This is a genomic window from Mesorhizobium sp. Root695 (genome assembly GCF_001428185.1).
Lineage (GTDB): Bacteria > Pseudomonadota > Alphaproteobacteria > Rhizobiales > Rhizobiaceae > Mesorhizobium.
Genome location: NZ_LMHO01000023.1, coordinates 26,675 through 40,966, shown reverse-complemented (window position 1 = coordinate 40,966; position 14,292 = coordinate 26,675). Strand labels below are relative to the sequence as shown.

General features: G+C 61.9%; 12 protein-coding genes and 1 pseudogene. 10 read left to right on the top strand and 3 right to left on the bottom strand.

The annotated features are described in order from the left end of the window. Window positions 1-52 precede the first annotated feature (52 nt). From ASD99_RS19185 to ASD99_RS19155, 7 genes are all read left to right on the top strand, one after another. Entirely contained in the window at window positions 53-1,423 is a 1,371-nt protein-coding gene (locus tag ASD99_RS19185; protein ID WP_056595142.1) for a glutamine synthetase family protein, read from the top strand. Between the two features lie 217 nt (window positions 1,424-1,640). Continuing rightward, on the top strand, window positions 1,641-3,029 hold the full coding sequence (locus tag ASD99_RS19180) for an aldehyde dehydrogenase family protein (protein ID WP_057144595.1): 1,389 nt from the start codon (window positions 1,641-1,643) through the stop codon (window positions 3,027-3,029). A gap of 17 nt (window positions 3,030-3,046) precedes the next feature. Next, window positions 3,047-4,219, top strand: a complete 1,173-nt coding sequence (locus tag ASD99_RS19175) for an iron-containing alcohol dehydrogenase (RefSeq protein ID WP_056595147.1) — start codon at window positions 3,047-3,049, stop codon at window positions 4,217-4,219. A gap of 242 nt (window positions 4,220-4,461) precedes the next feature. Beyond that, window positions 4,462-5,568, top strand: coding sequence for an ABC transporter substrate-binding protein (locus ASD99_RS19170; RefSeq protein WP_056595149.1), 1,107 nt, complete (start codon window positions 4,462-4,464; stop codon window positions 5,566-5,568). Window positions 5,569-5,632: 64 nt separating this feature from the next. Beyond that, window positions 5,633-6,550, top strand: coding sequence for an ABC transporter permease (locus ASD99_RS19165; RefSeq protein WP_056595151.1), 918 nt, complete (start codon window positions 5,633-5,635; stop codon window positions 6,548-6,550). Next, window positions 6,547-7,338, top strand: a complete 792-nt coding sequence (locus tag ASD99_RS19160; RefSeq protein WP_056595153.1) for an ABC transporter permease — start codon at window positions 6,547-6,549, stop codon at window positions 7,336-7,338. The genes ASD99_RS19165 and ASD99_RS19160 overlap by 4 nt, the downstream gene beginning before the upstream one ends. Window positions 7,339-7,354: 16 nt before the next feature. After that, a complete protein-coding gene (locus tag ASD99_RS19155) occupies window positions 7,355-8,419 on the top strand; it encodes an ABC transporter ATP-binding protein (RefSeq protein ID WP_056595154.1) in 1,065 nt (354 codons plus the stop codon). A 17-nt stretch (window positions 8,420-8,436) separates the two neighbouring features. Here ASD99_RS19155 and ASD99_RS19150 read toward each other — a convergent pair. Next, a pseudogene (locus ASD99_RS19150) lies at window positions 8,437-9,056 on the bottom strand (glutathione S-transferase family protein). A 125-nt stretch (window positions 9,057-9,181) separates the two neighbouring features. Here ASD99_RS19150 and ASD99_RS19145 point away from each other — a divergent pair. From ASD99_RS19145 to ASD99_RS19135, 3 genes are all read left to right on the top strand, one after another. Next, on the top strand, window positions 9,182-10,735 hold the full coding sequence (locus ASD99_RS19145) for a cation:proton antiporter (RefSeq protein WP_057144594.1): 1,554 nt from the start codon (window positions 9,182-9,184) through the stop codon (window positions 10,733-10,735). Window positions 10,736-10,823: 88 nt separating this feature from the next. Beyond that, a complete protein-coding gene (locus ASD99_RS19140; protein ID WP_057144593.1) occupies window positions 10,824-11,726 on the top strand; it encodes an endonuclease/exonuclease/phosphatase family protein in 903 nt (300 codons plus the stop codon). Window positions 11,727-11,733: 7 nt separating this feature from the next. Then, entirely contained in the window at window positions 11,734-12,579 is an 846-nt protein-coding gene (locus ASD99_RS19135) for an EamA family transporter (protein WP_056595160.1), read from the top strand. Window positions 12,580-12,673: 94 nt separating this feature from the next. Here the strand turns inward: ASD99_RS19135 and ASD99_RS19130 are convergent, their stop codons facing one another. Then, window positions 12,674-13,891, bottom strand: a complete 1,218-nt coding sequence (locus tag ASD99_RS19130; protein ID WP_056595162.1) for an MFS transporter — start codon at window positions 13,889-13,891, stop codon at window positions 12,674-12,676. Between the two features lie 82 nt (window positions 13,892-13,973). After that, the gene (locus ASD99_RS19125; protein WP_056595164.1) at window positions 13,974-14,291 is read right to left on the bottom strand and encodes a Dabb family protein; all 318 of its coding nucleotides are present in this window, start codon (window positions 14,289-14,291) and stop codon (window positions 13,974-13,976) included. Window position 14,292: the final 1 nt, after the last annotated feature.

Sequence of the window (14,292 nt, the reverse complement as noted above, 5' to 3'; positions counted from 1 at the left end):
GCCATGGTTTCGTTCAACTCATTCAAAGCCCAAGCGCTGGAGTGCCAAAGGAATGGCCGGAAATTTCTCATTCGATCAGTTGAAGAAAGCGGTCTCCAGCGGCGAGATCGACACCGTGCTTGCCTGCATCGTCGACATGCAGGGCCGGCTGGCGGGAAAACGGTTCCTGGCGCAGTACTTCGTCGATTCCGCGCATGACGAAACACATGGCTGCAACTATCTGCTGGCCGCCGACATCGATATGGAGCCGGTGCCCGGCTACAAGGCGGCGAGTTGGTCGAAGGGCTATGGCGACTTCGTCATGAAGCCGGATCTCGCCACGCTGAGGCGCATTCCCTGGCTGGAAAAGACCGCGCTTGTGATCTGCGACGTGCTCGACCACCATACTCATGACGACCTGCCGCACTCACCGCGCGCCATCCTCAAGAAGCAGGTCAAGCGGCTGACCGAGCGCGGCTATATCGGCTATTTCGCTTCCGAGCTCGAATTCTATCTGTTCAACGAGACCTACGATTCCGCCCGCAAGAAGCACTGGCAGGGTCTCGATACGGCATCGCCCTATATCGGCGATTACCAGATCGGCATCACCACCAAGGAAGAAGGCGTCATGCGCCGGCTTCGCAACGAGATGGAAGCGGCCGGCATTCCGATTGAGAATTCCAAGGGCGAGTGGGGTCCGGGCCAGGAAGAGATCAATGTGCGCTATGCCGAGGCTCTCGACATGGCCGACCGCCACGTCATCCTGAAGAACGGCGCCAAGGAAATCGCCGAGTCCGAGGGCAAGGCGATTTCGTTCATGTCCAAGTACAATTACGGGTTCGCTGGCAATTCCAGCCACATCCACAATTCGCTGTGGAGCGCCGACGGCAAGACGCCGCTGTTCTTCGACAAAAAGGCCGACTGGACGCTGTCGACGCTCGGCCAGCAATGGGCCGCCGGCCAGCTCAAATACGCTAAGGAATTCACCTGGTTCCTGGCGCCTTACATCAATTCCTACAAGCGCTTCCAGGCCGGCACCTTTGCGCCGACCAAGATCATGTGGAGCGAGGACAACCGCACCGCCGGCTTCCGCCTGTGCGGCGAGGGCACCAAGGGCATCCGCATGGAATGCCGCATCGGCGGCGCCGACTTGAACCCGTATCTTGCTTTCGCGGCGCTGATCGCCGCCGGTCTTGCCGGCATCGACGAGAAGCTGGAATTGCAGAAACCTTTCGTCGGCGATGCCTATCAGGCATCGCGTTTGCCGGAGATTCCAAAGACACTGCGCGATGCCACCGAGACGCTGGCGAAGTCGAAGATGCTCAAGCAGGCCCTCGGCGACGATGTGCTCGAACACTATGTCCACACCGCCAAGTGGGAGCAGTTCGAATACGACCGCCGCATCACGGATTGGGAGCTGCACAGGGGGTTCGAGCGGTATTAAAGCTTGCCCTCCTCCTTGTAGCGAGTGGCGAGGGCCGATCCGCGAAGCGGATCGGGGTGAGGCTGAGAAGCTCTAGCGCGCCTTACCCCACCCCGAAGCCCCTTCCCTCAAGGGGGAGGGTAAAGTGCCTTGAAATTTCGGCCTTCTCGAAATGAGGGTCGATGAGCGAAAAAGATTGGCGTCGAGCCAAGAAACTGGCAGACAAAGGACTTAAAAAATGACCGAAACGGTCAAACTCATATCCCCCATTGATGGCTCGATCTATGCCGAGCGGCCCGTGGCAACGGACCAGGCGATCAACGCCGCGGTGGAACGCGCCAAGGCGGCGCAGGAGAAGTGGGCTGAGACGCCGATCGTCGAGCGCGGCAAGTACATGTTGGCCATGCTGGAAGCGCTGGTCTCGATGACCGACGAGATCGTGCCGGAGATCGCCTGGCAGATGGGGCGGCCCGTGCGCTACGGCGGCGAGTTCGGCGGCGTCAAGGAACGCACCAACTACATGGTCGAGATCGCCGAGGCGGCGCTCAAGTCGGTGCCGGCCTCCAACCCGAAGGACGGGTTCCGCCGCTATGTGAAGAAAGACCCGCTCGGCGTGGTCATGGTGATCGCGCCGTGGAATTATCCTTACCTTACCGCCGTCAACACCGTCGTGCCGGCGCTCATGGCCGGCAACACCGTCATCCTCAAGCATGCGGCGCAGACGCTGCTGGTCGGCGAGCGCTTTCAGCAGGCCTTCGACAGAGTGGGTCTGCCGAAGGGCGTCTTCCAGAATGTCGTGCTGAATCACGCCCAGACCGAAAGGCTGCTCGGCTCGGGCAAGATCGACCATGTCAATTTCACCGGTTCGGTCGCCGGCGGCCGTGCCATCGAAAAGGCAGCGGCGGGCACCTTCATGACGCTCGGCCTCGAGCTTGGCGGCAAGGATCCGGCCTATGTGCTGCCCGACGCCAAGATGGACCATGCGGTCGCCAATCTGGTCGACGGCGCCTTCTACAATTCCGGCCAGTGCTGCTGCGGCATCGAACGCGTCTATGTGCACGAGAAGGTCTATGACGAATTCGTCGAAGGCTTCATCGCCGAGACGAAGAACTATGTCGTCGGCAATCCGCTCGATCAGGCGACGACGATGGGGCCGATGGCGCAGGCGCGTTTCGCCGACCTGATCCGCGAACAGAAGGCCGAGGCACTGCGCAAGGGTGCCAAGGCGCACATCAACATGAAGGTGGCTAACGACAAGGCCGGTTCACCCTATCTGGCACCGGAAGTGCTGACCAATGTCGATCATCAGATGAGCGTGATGCGCGAGGAAAGCTTTGGCCCGATCGTCGGCATCATGAAGGTGCGCAACGACGAAGAGGCGATCGCGCTGATGAACGACAGCCCCTACGGATTGACCGCCTCGATCTGGACGCGCGATACCGAGCATGCGGTGGCGATCGGCAACCGCGTCGAGACCGGCACGGTGTTCATGAACCGCTGTGACTATCTAGACCCTGCCTTGGTCTGGACCGGTGTCAAGGACACCGGCAAGGGCGCGGGCTTGTCGGCCATCGGCTACGACAATCTGACCAGGCCGAAATCATTCCATCTGCGCGAAGCCATCTGAATCATTGAAAGACAAAAATGTCCAAGCTCATCTCCAAATGGAACTACCCGACCACCGTCCGCTTCGGCGCCGGGCGCATCAAGGAATTGCCTGAAGTGCTGGCGGCCACCGGTATCAAGCGGCCGCTGTTCGTCACAGATCCGGGCCTGGCGAAACTGCCGGTAGTCGCCTCGACGCTGAAGATCCTCGATGACGCCAAGGTTCCCTATGGCGTGTTCTCCGAGGTCAGGCCGAACCCCGTCGAATCCAATCTCACCGCCGGCATCGCCGTGTTCAAGAAGGGCAAGCATGACGGCGTCATTGCCTTCGGCGGTGGCTCGGCGCTCGATCTTGGCAAGCTGATTGCCTTTCAGGCCGGACAGACGCGGCCGGTGTGGGATTTCGAGGATGTCGACGATTGGTGGACGCGTGCCAATTCAGATGCCATCGCGCCGATCATCGCCGTGCCGACCACCGCCGGAACCGGATCGGAGGTGGGCCGCGCCGGCGTCATCACCAATGAGGCGACGCACACCAAGAAGGTCATCTTCCATCCGAAGCTTTTGCCGGCAATCGTCATCGCCGATCCGGAACTGTCGGTCGGCATGCCGGGCTTCATCACTGCCGGCACCGGCATGGATGCACTCGCCCACTGTCTCGAAGCCTATTGCGCGCCGGGCTATCATCCGATGGCCGACGGCATCGCTGTCGAAGGTGTGAGGCTGGTCTTCGAGAACTTGCCGAAGGCCTATGCCAATGGCAAGGATCTCGTGGCGCGCGCCCATATGATGAGCGCCGCAGCGATGGGCGCCACCGCCTTCCAGAAGGGGCTCGGCGCCATCCACTCGCTGTCGCATCCGGTCGGTGCGCTTTACGACACCCATCACGGCATGACCAATGCAGTGTTCATGCCCTATGTGCTGGCCTTCAACCGCGACTCCATCGAGGAGCGTATTGCCCGGCTCGCCGCCTATTGCGGCATCAAGGGTGGTTTCGACGGCTTCGCCAAGGCGATCATCAAGCTGCGCAAGGAATTGAAGGTGCCGCACGCGCTGCCGGGCCTGATCAAGGGGCTCGATATGGACAAGAAGCGCAAGGCGCTGATCGCCGACATGGCGGTGGTCGATCCGACCGCCGGTGGCAACCCGGTCAAGCTGACCAAGAAGGCGGCGCTGACCCTCCTCGAAAACGCCATCGCCGGAACGATCTGAGGCGTTTTCGGCACAGGAAAGTGATTTGAAAAGGGGCTGCAAAAACAAGGGGGAGGATGACGGGCAAGGCAGAAACTAGTTAGCCGGAAAAAGAATCGCGAAGCGATTGCTACATCAGGTTAAAAAGAGTTTACTTTTTCGCACTGCGAGCAGCCGGTTTCACAAAGCTTTCATCTGGCTGTCACATGAAAACGATACCGGATCGCAGGCGTCCAACGGCGTCAGTTCAACGGAGAGAACACATGTTCAAATTCACGGGGAAAGTGCTTTCCCTTTCGGCCGCGGCGCTTTTCGCGTCGACGGTGATTTCGTCCGCGGATTCGATGGACGATCTCGTCAAGGCCGCCAAGGCCGAAGGCCAGCTTACCACCATCGCGCTGCCGCATGACTGGTGCGGTTACGGCGACGTCATCGCAGGTTTCAAGGCGAAGTATCCGGAAATCACGGTCAACGAACTCAACCCCGATGCCGGTTCCGGCGACGAGGTCGAGGCGATCAAGGCCAACAAGGACAACAAGGGTCCGCAAGCGCCCGACGTTATCGACGTCGGTCTGTCCTTCGGCCCGACCGCCAAGGCCGATGGCCTGTTGATGCCTTACAAGGTGTCGACCTGGGACTCGATCCCGGACAGCGCCAAGGATGCCGATGGCGCCTGGTACGGTGACTACTACGGCGTTCTGTCGATGATGGTGAACAAGGATCTGGTCAAGGAATCGCCGACCGACTGGGCCGACCTGCTGAAGCCGGAATTTGCCAACTCGGTCGCCCTTGCCGGTGATCCGCGCGCCTCGAACCAGGCCATCCAAGCGGTGTATGCCGCCGGTCTGTCGTCGGGCGCTGCCGCTGGCGAAGCTGCCGGCACCGCTGGCCTCGACTTCTTCAAGAAGCTCAACGCCGCTGGCAACTTCGTTCCGGTCGTCGGCAAGCCCGCAACGCTCGCCCAGGGCCAGACCCCGATCCTGATCAATTGGGACTACAATGCGCTTGCAGGTCGCGACACGCTGAAGGGCAACCCGCCCGTCGACGTCGTCGTGCCGAAGACCGGCGTTGTCGCTGGCGTCTACGTGCAGGCGATCAGCGCCTATGCGCCGCATCCGAACGCAGCCAAGCTCTGGATGGAGTATCTCTATTCCGACGAAGGCCAGGTCGCCTGGCTGAAGGGCTATTGCCACCCGATCCGCTTCAATGATCTCGCCAAGAACGGCAAGATCCCGGCGGACGTGCTGGCCAAGCTGCCACCGGCTGAGTCCTATGCCTCGGCCGTGTTCCCGACGCTCGACGAGCAGGGCAAGGCCAAGGAAGCCATCAGCAAGAACTGGGACGCCGTTGTCGGCGCCAACGTCAAGTAAGACTTGAGATCCGCCGGGCGGCCGCGAGGCCGCCCGGTCTTTCCTCGAAGACGGTAGCCGGCGCATGACCGACCTCTCGCTTTCAAATCAGACAATGGCTGCCAAGCCCGCGCCGCCCAACGCGGCGGCCGCGTTCCGTTTGCCGACACAATGGATCGGCGTGGCACCCTTCTTCATCTTTGCCCTGATGTTTCTGATCCTGCCCACGCTCTATCTCGTGGTGGGCGCTTTCCAGGGCAGGGAAGGCCAGTTTACGCTGGATAACATCCTGCAACTGGTCAGCGATCCTTCGATCAGCAATTCCTATTGGGTTTCGATCAAGATCAGCTTCTGGTCGGCCATTCTCGGGGCGTTTGCCGGGCTCGCAATAGCGATCGCGATCGTGCGCGGCGGACTTCCAGGCTGGACGCGCTCCGCGACCCTGACGTTCTCGGGCGTCGCCTCGAACTTCGCCGGCTTGCCACTGGCCTTTGCGTTTATAGCAACGCTCGGTCGGGTCGGCATCGTCACAACGCTTCTGCGTGACGTGCTCAACATCAACATCTATGCGATGGGCTTCAATTTCCTCACCACATCGGGCCTGATCGCGGTCTATCTGTTTTTCCAGATTCCGCTGATGGTGGTCATCATCGTGCCGGCCATCGACGGATTGAAGAAGGAATGGGGTGAGGCCGCCGCCACGCTCGGCGCCACTCAATGGCAGTATTGGCGCATGGTGGTCATTCCCGTGATATGGCCGAGCTTCCTCGGCACGGTCATCCTTCTGTTCGCCAATGCCTTCGGCGCCATCGCGACCGCTTATGCGTTTGCCGGTCCGGCGCTCAACATCGTCCCCATCAAGCTCTACTCGCAGATCAATGGCGATGTGCTGCACAACCCGCAACTCGGCTATGCCATCGCTTTCGGCATGATCGTCATCACCGGGCTTGCCAATGTTTTCTACATCTGGTTCCGGACGCGTTCCGAAAGGTGGCTCAAATGAAGTCGGGAAGGTTCTGGGCCTGGGTCGTCTTCATTCTAGGCGCGGCCTATTTCTTCATTCCGCTGCTCGCGACGGTCGAGTTCTCGCTGCGCATGCGGCGTGGCGTCCATTCCTTCGACGCCTATCAGATTGTGCTGGGCGATCCGCGCTTCCAGGCGACCTTCCTGTATTCGGTGATTGCAGCCGTCTTCACCATCATTCTCGGCGTTCTGGTCGTGGTGCCCACCGCCTACTGGATCCGGCTGCGCCTGCCGCAGTTGCGGCCGATCGTTGAGTTCATCACGCTGCTGCCGCTGGTCATTCCAGCCATCGTCATCGTCTTTGGCTACATCAGGATGTACGGCTCGAACTCCCCGTTGCCGTTCCTGGGCAGCAACATGGGTGCGAATGCCTTGCTGGTGATCGGTTATGCAACGCTGGCGCTGCCTTACATGTATCGCGCCGTCGATACCGGTCTGCGCACCATCGATGTGCGCACCTTGACAGAGGCGGCGCAGATTCTGGGTGCCGGCTGGGGTACCATCATTGGCCGAGTCATCCTGCCAAATGTGCTGATCGCGGTGCTGTCTGGCGCCTTCCTCACCTTTGCCATTGTCATCGGCGAATTCACTATGGCGAGCCTCCTCAACCGGCCGGCCTTCGGCCCCTATCTGCAAAACATCGGCGCTAATCGTGCCTATGAGCCAGCGGCCCTTGCCGTCATTGCCTTCGCCATCACCTGGGGCTGCATGTCGCTGATCCAGATCCTGTCCCGTTTCGCGCCGAAATCGGCGAACCGCCCGAACTGAGCGAAAGAACAACACCATGGCCGACCCGTTCCTCTCCATCCAGCACGTTCGAAAATCCTTCGGCGCCACCACGGTCGTGGAGGATTTCAATCTCGACGTCGAGCGCGGCGAATTCGTCTCCTTCCTCGGCCCGTCCGGTTGCGGCAAGACCACCGTGCTGCGCATGGTGGCGGGCTTCGAGGAGCCGAGCGCGGGCACGATCGTCGTCGGTGGCAAGGACATTACGAGGCTGAAGCCCAACCAGCGCAATGTCGGCATGGTGTTCCAGGCCTATGCGCTGTTTCCGAACCTGACCGTGGCGCAGAACATCGGCTTCGGCCTGAAGGTCGCTGGCATGTCCAGGGCGGATATTGATGCTCGTGTCGCCGAGATGCTTGGCATCATCAAGCTGCCGCAGATGGCGGATCGCTATCCCTATCAGCTCTCGGGCGGCCAGCAGCAGCGCATCGCGTTGGCCCGCGCGATCGCGCCGAAGCCGAAGCTGCTGCTGCTGGACGAGCCGCTGTCGGCGCTCGACGCCAAGGTGCGCGTGTCACTGCGCGAGGAAATCCGCTCTATCCAGAAGAAGCTCGGCATCACCACGATCTTTGTCACGCACGACCAGGAAGAGGCGCTGTCGATCTCGGACCGTATCGCCGTCATGTATGGCGGTAAGGCCGAGCAGGTCGGCACGCCGTTCGAGATCTACAACCGCCCGGCAACCAAGTTCGTCGCCAATTTCGTCGGCACGCTGAACGTGCTCGAAGGCACCGTCACCGATGCCGCGGCAGGCACGGTGCGGGTCAATTCAGAACAGGTCTCGCTCAAGGGCAAGCTCAACGGCTCCAAGTCGGGCGACACGCTGTCACTGGCGTTGCGTCCGGAAGCGATTTCGCTCGGCCGCCAGCCCGGCCGCGACTCCAGCCTTTCCGGCGAAATCTCCGAAGTGCATTTCCTCGGCTCGGTCATCCGGGTTCGCGTCGGCATCGGCGGCAACACGGTCTCGCTCGACACCTTCAACAGCCCGGCGACCCCGCCCCCCGCGGTCGGTGAAAAGGCCGAGATATCGTTCTCGTCGAGCGACATGCTGGTGCTGCACTAGGCTGCGACAGCGCTTGCCTAGGCGGGCGCGATGAACGGCTGCGAGACCGTTTGAAAGACAGGCAGTGCTTCCATCCGCTCAGCATGCGCGCAAAGCGCCGGGAAGTCCTTCAGCGAAACCAGCCCGGGATGCGCCTCGCCGATGAAGCGGAGCACCGCGGTAACCGCGATGTCTGCGTGACCGAGGCGGTCACCGACCCAGTATGGTGTCGGCCTCTCCTGACGATCTGCCTCCAGCGCAGTCAGAACGGCTTCGATTTGCGCACGGCAGCGCCTGATCCAGACGTCCGAGACTTTCTCGTGCAATCTCAATTCATAAAACAGGCTGACCGCCTTGTCGCCGAGCCCGGTCGCCAGGGCCGAGATCTTCAGCGCCTGATGGCGAGTCGGTTCGGTCGTCGGAAACATCCTTCGCTCGGCCGGAACGAGACCGTCCAGATAGTCGAGCATCAAATGGCTCTCGATCAGCACTTCGCCATTGTCGAGCACCAGCGTCGGCACCCGCGTCAATGGATTGTAGGGCCGAATCTTGTCGGCATCGCCGAAGGCAGACCACGGCCGGTGCTCGAAGGATACGAGGTCAGTGCAATGCCGACGCGACGAACGAAGGGCGAATCATATTGGCCAATCAGGATCATACCAGTCTTGTACGGCAGGTGGCGGTTTGAGGCGTTCTGCCAGAGGGCTTGAGTTTGATGGCCAATCGACCGCATCCTGCAGGTATATTCGCGCCGGCAATCCCGTCTCACGGATCTAAAGCCCCATGGCTCTTTTCGAACTCACCCTTGTCCTGCTTTTGACTGCCGTCGCGCTGACGGCGCTGTCGCGACGGCTGGAGATTCCCTATCCGTCGCTGCTGGCTTTGGCCGGGGTCGGGATTGCCTTCGTGCCTGGTGCGCCAATGATCGAGATCGATCCGGAACTGGCGCTTGCGCTGTTCATCGCGCCTGTGCTTCTCGACGCCGCCTATGACACCTCGTTGCGCGACCTGAAGCGCTACCGACTGTCGCTGGCACTGCTGGCGCTTGGCGCCGTTGTCTTCACCACCCTGGTGGTTGCGTTCGTCGGCTGGAAGATGGCCGGCCTGCCGATTGCGGCGGCGATCGCGCTCGGCGCCATCGTGGCACCTCCGGATGCGGTGGCGGCATCTGCTGTACTCGGACAATTCAAGGTGCCGCACCGCATCACCGCCATCCTGCAAGGCGAGAGCCTGCTCAACGATGGCACGGCACTGCTGATCTATCGGCTGGCGGTTTCGGCGGCGCTCGGCTCGATCATGCTCAGCAACGCCATTCCGACGATCTTGTTGTCAACCATAGGTAGCTTGGTTGCGGGTTATCTGCTTGGCCGCTTCTCGCTCATGACGCTCACCCGGATCGAGGATGCGGCGAGCAGCACGGTGGTGCAATTCGCCGGAACTTTCGGGGTCTGGATCCTGGCCGACAGGCTCGGCCTTTCGGCCATCATCACCATTGTCGTCTACGCCATGACCCTCGCGCGCAGGGCGCCGCGCCGCATGTCGGCGAGACGCCGCGTCAGCACCTATTCGGTCTGGGAGACGGCCGTCTTCGTGCTCAATGTGCTGGCTTTCGTGCTGATGGGCCTGCAGGCGCGCTCGATCATCGGCCGGCTCTCCGGAGAAGGGCAAGGCGAAGCCTTTCTCTTCGCGGCAACGGTGCTGGCCGTCGTCATCGTGGCGCGCCTCGTCTGGGTGGCGAGTTACGTTGCGATCATAAGATGGTTTGCCCGCTTCGGCAGCGAAGACAGAAGGCGAGATGTGCCGACGTTCGGCGGCGCCGTACTGGTCGGTTGGTGCGGCATGCGGGGGCTGGTGACGCTGGTGGTCGCCATTGCCCTGCCAGCCAATTTTCCCGGCCGCGATCCGATTGTGCTTGCCGCCTTCGCGGTGGTTCTGGGCACCCTGGTGCTGCAAGGCATGAGCCTGAGACCTCTGCTGCGGATCCTCAACTTTGACCCGGACACGACAGTCGACCGCGAAGTAGCGCATGCGCGTGTCGCCATCATGCAGGCCGCGCTCGACGTACTGAGCCGCAAAACGTCAGCCGCGGCAGACGTTGTGCGCGAGCAGTATGAGGCTCAGCGCCTGGTCGCGGAAAACCCGGAGAACGCACAGGCGGCGACCGAATACGACCGGCTGCGCCTTTATGCCATCAACCGCCAGCGCGACACGCTGGAGGAACTGCGCCGCAACGGTACGATCGGTGACGAAGCCTACCACCGGCTTGAAGAGGAAATCGACTGGTCGGAACTGGCGGCATCGCCGGCGGGAAGTTTCCAGCCACTGACGACCACCTGACCGCTGGCCCAGCCCCGTCGCTCGCTCGGCACATTGCAACGCTACTGCCGAACGGCTACTGCCATCACGAAATTGAGCCGGATAAGCAATGAAGCTGGTCAGCTACAACATCCAGTACGGGTTCGGCGGCGACGGCCGCTATGATCTTTCGCGCGCCGCGCGCATCGTTGCCGGCGCCGATATCATCGCCTTGCAGGAGGTCGAGCGGCACTGGCAGCGCAGCAATCACGACGACCAGCCGGAGCTGCTTTCTCGCCTGCTGCCGGACTATCACTGGGTCTATGGCCCGGCCTTCGACATGGATGCCAGCGAGCGGCGCGACGGCCGTCTGTTCAACCGGCGTCGCCAGTTCGGAACCATGGTGCTGTCGAAACTGCCGATCGTCTGGTCGCGGCTGCATGCGCTGCCGATGCGCCGTACGCTGCGGCCGCTCAATACGCGCAATGCGGCACTCGAATGCATGATCCGCACGCCGTCCGGCCCGGTGCGCGTGTTGTCGCTGCATCTCGCTCATATCGCGGCCGAGGAGCGGCTGGAGCAGATCGACTATCTCATGGCCGAGCATCGCCGGGCGCCATCCGATGGCGGACCGTGGAGCGGCGTCGACGACGAGCCCACGCGCAACTGGACCAGCGGCGAAGCCGAGCCGGAAAACCCGCTGGCGGCGATCTGGATGGGTGATTTCAACATGGAGCCGGGCAGCGCCGAATATCGCCGCATCGTCGGCAACACACCCTACCATCGCGGGGCTGCTTATCTCGACGGCTTTGTCGACGCCGCCGCTGTCGCCAGCGAGCCGGCTCAGGATTTCCACACCCATGTGAAGACCATCGACGGCAAGGTGGCAAAACGCCGGCTCGATCATTGCTTCGTCGGTGGCATGTTTGCCGGGCGCGTGCGCTCGATCAGTGCCGACATCGGCGAGATTGCGTCGGATCATTTCCCGCTGCGGGTCGATATCGATCTCGAAACGCCCGGCATCGCCCCATGAGCCGCGCATGACACTTTTCGTCTTCTTCGCAGTGCTTGCCGCCGCCGCCATGCACGCGATCTGGAACGCGCTGGTCAAGGTCCATCTCGACCGCTTCCTGTCGATCACGCTGATGACGCTCGGCATGGGTGCCGCAGCACTCGTGGTGCTGCCCTTCGTCGAAGTGCCGAGGGCGGAGGTGTGGCCCTACATTATCGCCTCCGTCTTTTTCCACATGGGCTACCGGACCTTCCTCATAGGCGCCTACAAGGCCGGCGATTTCGCCCAGACCTATCCGCTGGCGCGCGGCACCGCACCGCTGCTGGCGGCCTTTGGCGGCATGTTCGTCGTTGCCGAGATTCCCGGCCCATTCGCCATTCTCGGCATCTTTTTGTTGTCGGCCGGGACACTGGTGATGTCATTTCGCGGTGGCGCGCATCTGGAGAAACTCAATCTGCGTGCGGTCGGCTTTGCGCTGGGCACCTCGATCTTCATCGCCAGCTACACGCTGTCCGACGGCAGCGGTGCGCGGCTGGCGGCAACGGCGCAGAGCTATGCTGCCTGGCTGTTCATCTGCGACGCCTTTGGCGCGCTGGCGCTGTGCCTCATCTTCCGCGGACCCAAGGCGCTTCCCGTTCTGGCGCGCGACTGGAAGGCCGGGCTGTTCACCGGCGTGCTCAGCGGTGCGGCCTACTGGATCGTGATGTGGGCGATGACCAAGGCGCCGATCGCCTCGGTGGCGTCGCTGCGCGAAACCTCGATCCTGTTTGCCATGATGATCTCCGTGTTCGCGCTCGGCGAGAAGATGACGGGCTGGCGCGGTGCCGCCGCGCTCAGCATCGTTGCGGGTGTCGTCGCGCTCAGACTCGGCTGACCTGGGCCTAACTCTTTGTTTTGACGCAATTCCCAAGGGAAAGCGCTATGCGCTTTTCCCGGGAAAACCGTTTCACACTTTTCCTGGAATTGCTCTAATTGAGCACCGTCATCAGCTGGCCACGTCGTTCCGGACTGAAGCGGATGACGACGATGATGCAGACGGCGACCACGCCGGCAAACAGCGCCAGCGCATAGCTATAGCTGCCTCCGGCGCTTTCTGCGATTCCTGCCTGATAGGGGCCGCCATAGGATGCCGCGAGATTGCCGGCCTGATAGATGAAGCCGGGCAAGGTTGCCCGCACCGCGCCGGGCGAAAGCTCGTTGAGGTGCACCGGGATGACACCCCATGCGCCCTGGACCGCGACCTGCATGATGAAGGCGCCGACGGCGAGCATGAACGGCGTGGTCGAGTAGGCCCACAGCGGAATAGACGGCAGGGCGATCAGGCACGCCAGTGTGATGGCGTTGACGCGGCCGATCTTCTCGGACAGCGCGCCGAATGCCAGGCCACCGACGATGGCGCCGATGTTGGCAACGATCGTGATCCAGCTCACCGTATGCGGATCGAAGCCGTGTTGCTTCTTCAGGAAGGTCGGGTAGAGGTCCTGCGTGCCATGGCTGAAGAAATTGAAGAACATCATCAGCACGACGGCATAGAGTGCGACGCCCCAGTGTTTCTGCAGCGTTTCCCACATGCCGGGTCGGGCCTGTTTCTGCGCTTCGACGAAGGCCGGCGATTCCGGCACGTGCGAGCGGATGAACAGGACAATCAGGGCAGGCACGAAGCTGAGCAGGAACATTGCACGCCAGCCGATCGTGTAGCCGCCGATCGTCTGCTGATAGAGCAGGCCGTAGACCACCGCCGCCAGCAGATAACCGGCCGGATAGCCGCACTGCAGGATACCCGAAACCACACCGCGCGCGCTGGGCGGGATGGATTCCATGGCCAGCGAACTGCCAAGCCCCCATTCGCCGCCCATGGCGATGCCGAACAGAGCGCGCAGCGCAAGAAAGATACCGAGATTGGGTGAGAAGGCGGCCAGCGCGCCGATCACTGAGTAGCTGACGATGTTGAGCATCAGGATGGGCTTGCGCCCATATTTGTCGGCAAGCATGCCGAAGAAGAACGCGCCGATGAAGCGTGTAGCCAAGGTCAGGAACAGTGCCTTGGAGACTGCGGGCACGTCAGCGTGGAATTCGGTCGCGATATCGGTGAGCAGGAATGTCAGAAGGAAGAAATCAAATGCGTCCAGCGTCCAGCCCAGGAACGAGGCCAGGACGGTCTTCTTCTGCTGCGAATTGAGGTTCAAGACCTTCCTCCTTTGCCATCCCCCGGGCAACGATATGTCGCCCGGTTGGCTAAAGAGAACAGCTCTCAGCCGGCTCCAGCGGTCACTTTTTCGTAAGGTCGAGATCGAACACCATCAGTCCGTCCGTGCCGCCTTCGAGAGCCGCAACCAGCCGCGCGCCAGCACGCTGATGCGCCTCGTGCACCAGATAGGCGTCGCGCGCGGCGGCATCGCGGAAATCGATGGTGAAGCCGTGGCTGAAGCCGCGTGCGAACGGCTCCGGACTGACATTGGCGCTGAACTGGACCGTGTCCATGCCGTCGACTACCTGTCGCAGCGCCTCGAGGTCGGCGTGGATCGCCTTGCGTTCGCCGTCGCCGACATCATTGCGGAATTTGACGAAAACACAGTGCCTGATCATT

Bases quoted from the DNA above. Each gene is read 5' to 3' on its own strand.
- ASD99_RS19175 (WP_056595147.1), top strand. From the start codon at position 3,047: ATGTCCAAGCTCATCTCCAAATGGAACTACCCGACCACCGTCCGCTTC.
- ASD99_RS19140 (WP_057144593.1), top strand. From the start codon at position 10,824: ATGAAGCTGGTCAGCTACAACATCCAGTACGGGTTCGGCGGCGACGGC.
- ASD99_RS19185 (WP_056595142.1), top strand. From the start codon at position 53: ATGGCCGGAAATTTCTCATTCGATCAGTTGAAGAAAGCGGTCTCCAGC.
- ASD99_RS19180 (WP_057144595.1), top strand. From the start codon at position 1,641: ATGACCGAAACGGTCAAACTCATATCCCCCATTGATGGCTCGATCTAT.
- ASD99_RS19170 (WP_056595149.1), top strand. From the start codon at position 4,462: ATGTTCAAATTCACGGGGAAAGTGCTTTCCCTTTCGGCCGCGGCGCTT.
- ASD99_RS19155 (WP_056595154.1), top strand. From the start codon at position 7,355: ATGGCCGACCCGTTCCTCTCCATCCAGCACGTTCGAAAATCCTTCGGC.
- ASD99_RS19135 (WP_056595160.1), top strand. From the start codon at position 11,734: ATGACACTTTTCGTCTTCTTCGCAGTGCTTGCCGCCGCCGCCATGCAC.
- ASD99_RS19160 (WP_056595153.1), top strand. From the start codon at position 6,547: ATGAAGTCGGGAAGGTTCTGGGCCTGGGTCGTCTTCATTCTAGGCGCG.
- ASD99_RS19125 (WP_056595164.1), bottom strand. From the start codon at position 14,291: ATGATCAGGCACTGTGTTTTCGTCAAATTCCGCAATGATGTCGGCGAC.
- ASD99_RS19145 (WP_057144594.1), top strand. From the start codon at position 9,182: ATGGCTCTTTTCGAACTCACCCTTGTCCTGCTTTTGACTGCCGTCGCG.
- ASD99_RS19165 (WP_056595151.1), top strand. From the start codon at position 5,633: ATGACCGACCTCTCGCTTTCAAATCAGACAATGGCTGCCAAGCCCGCG.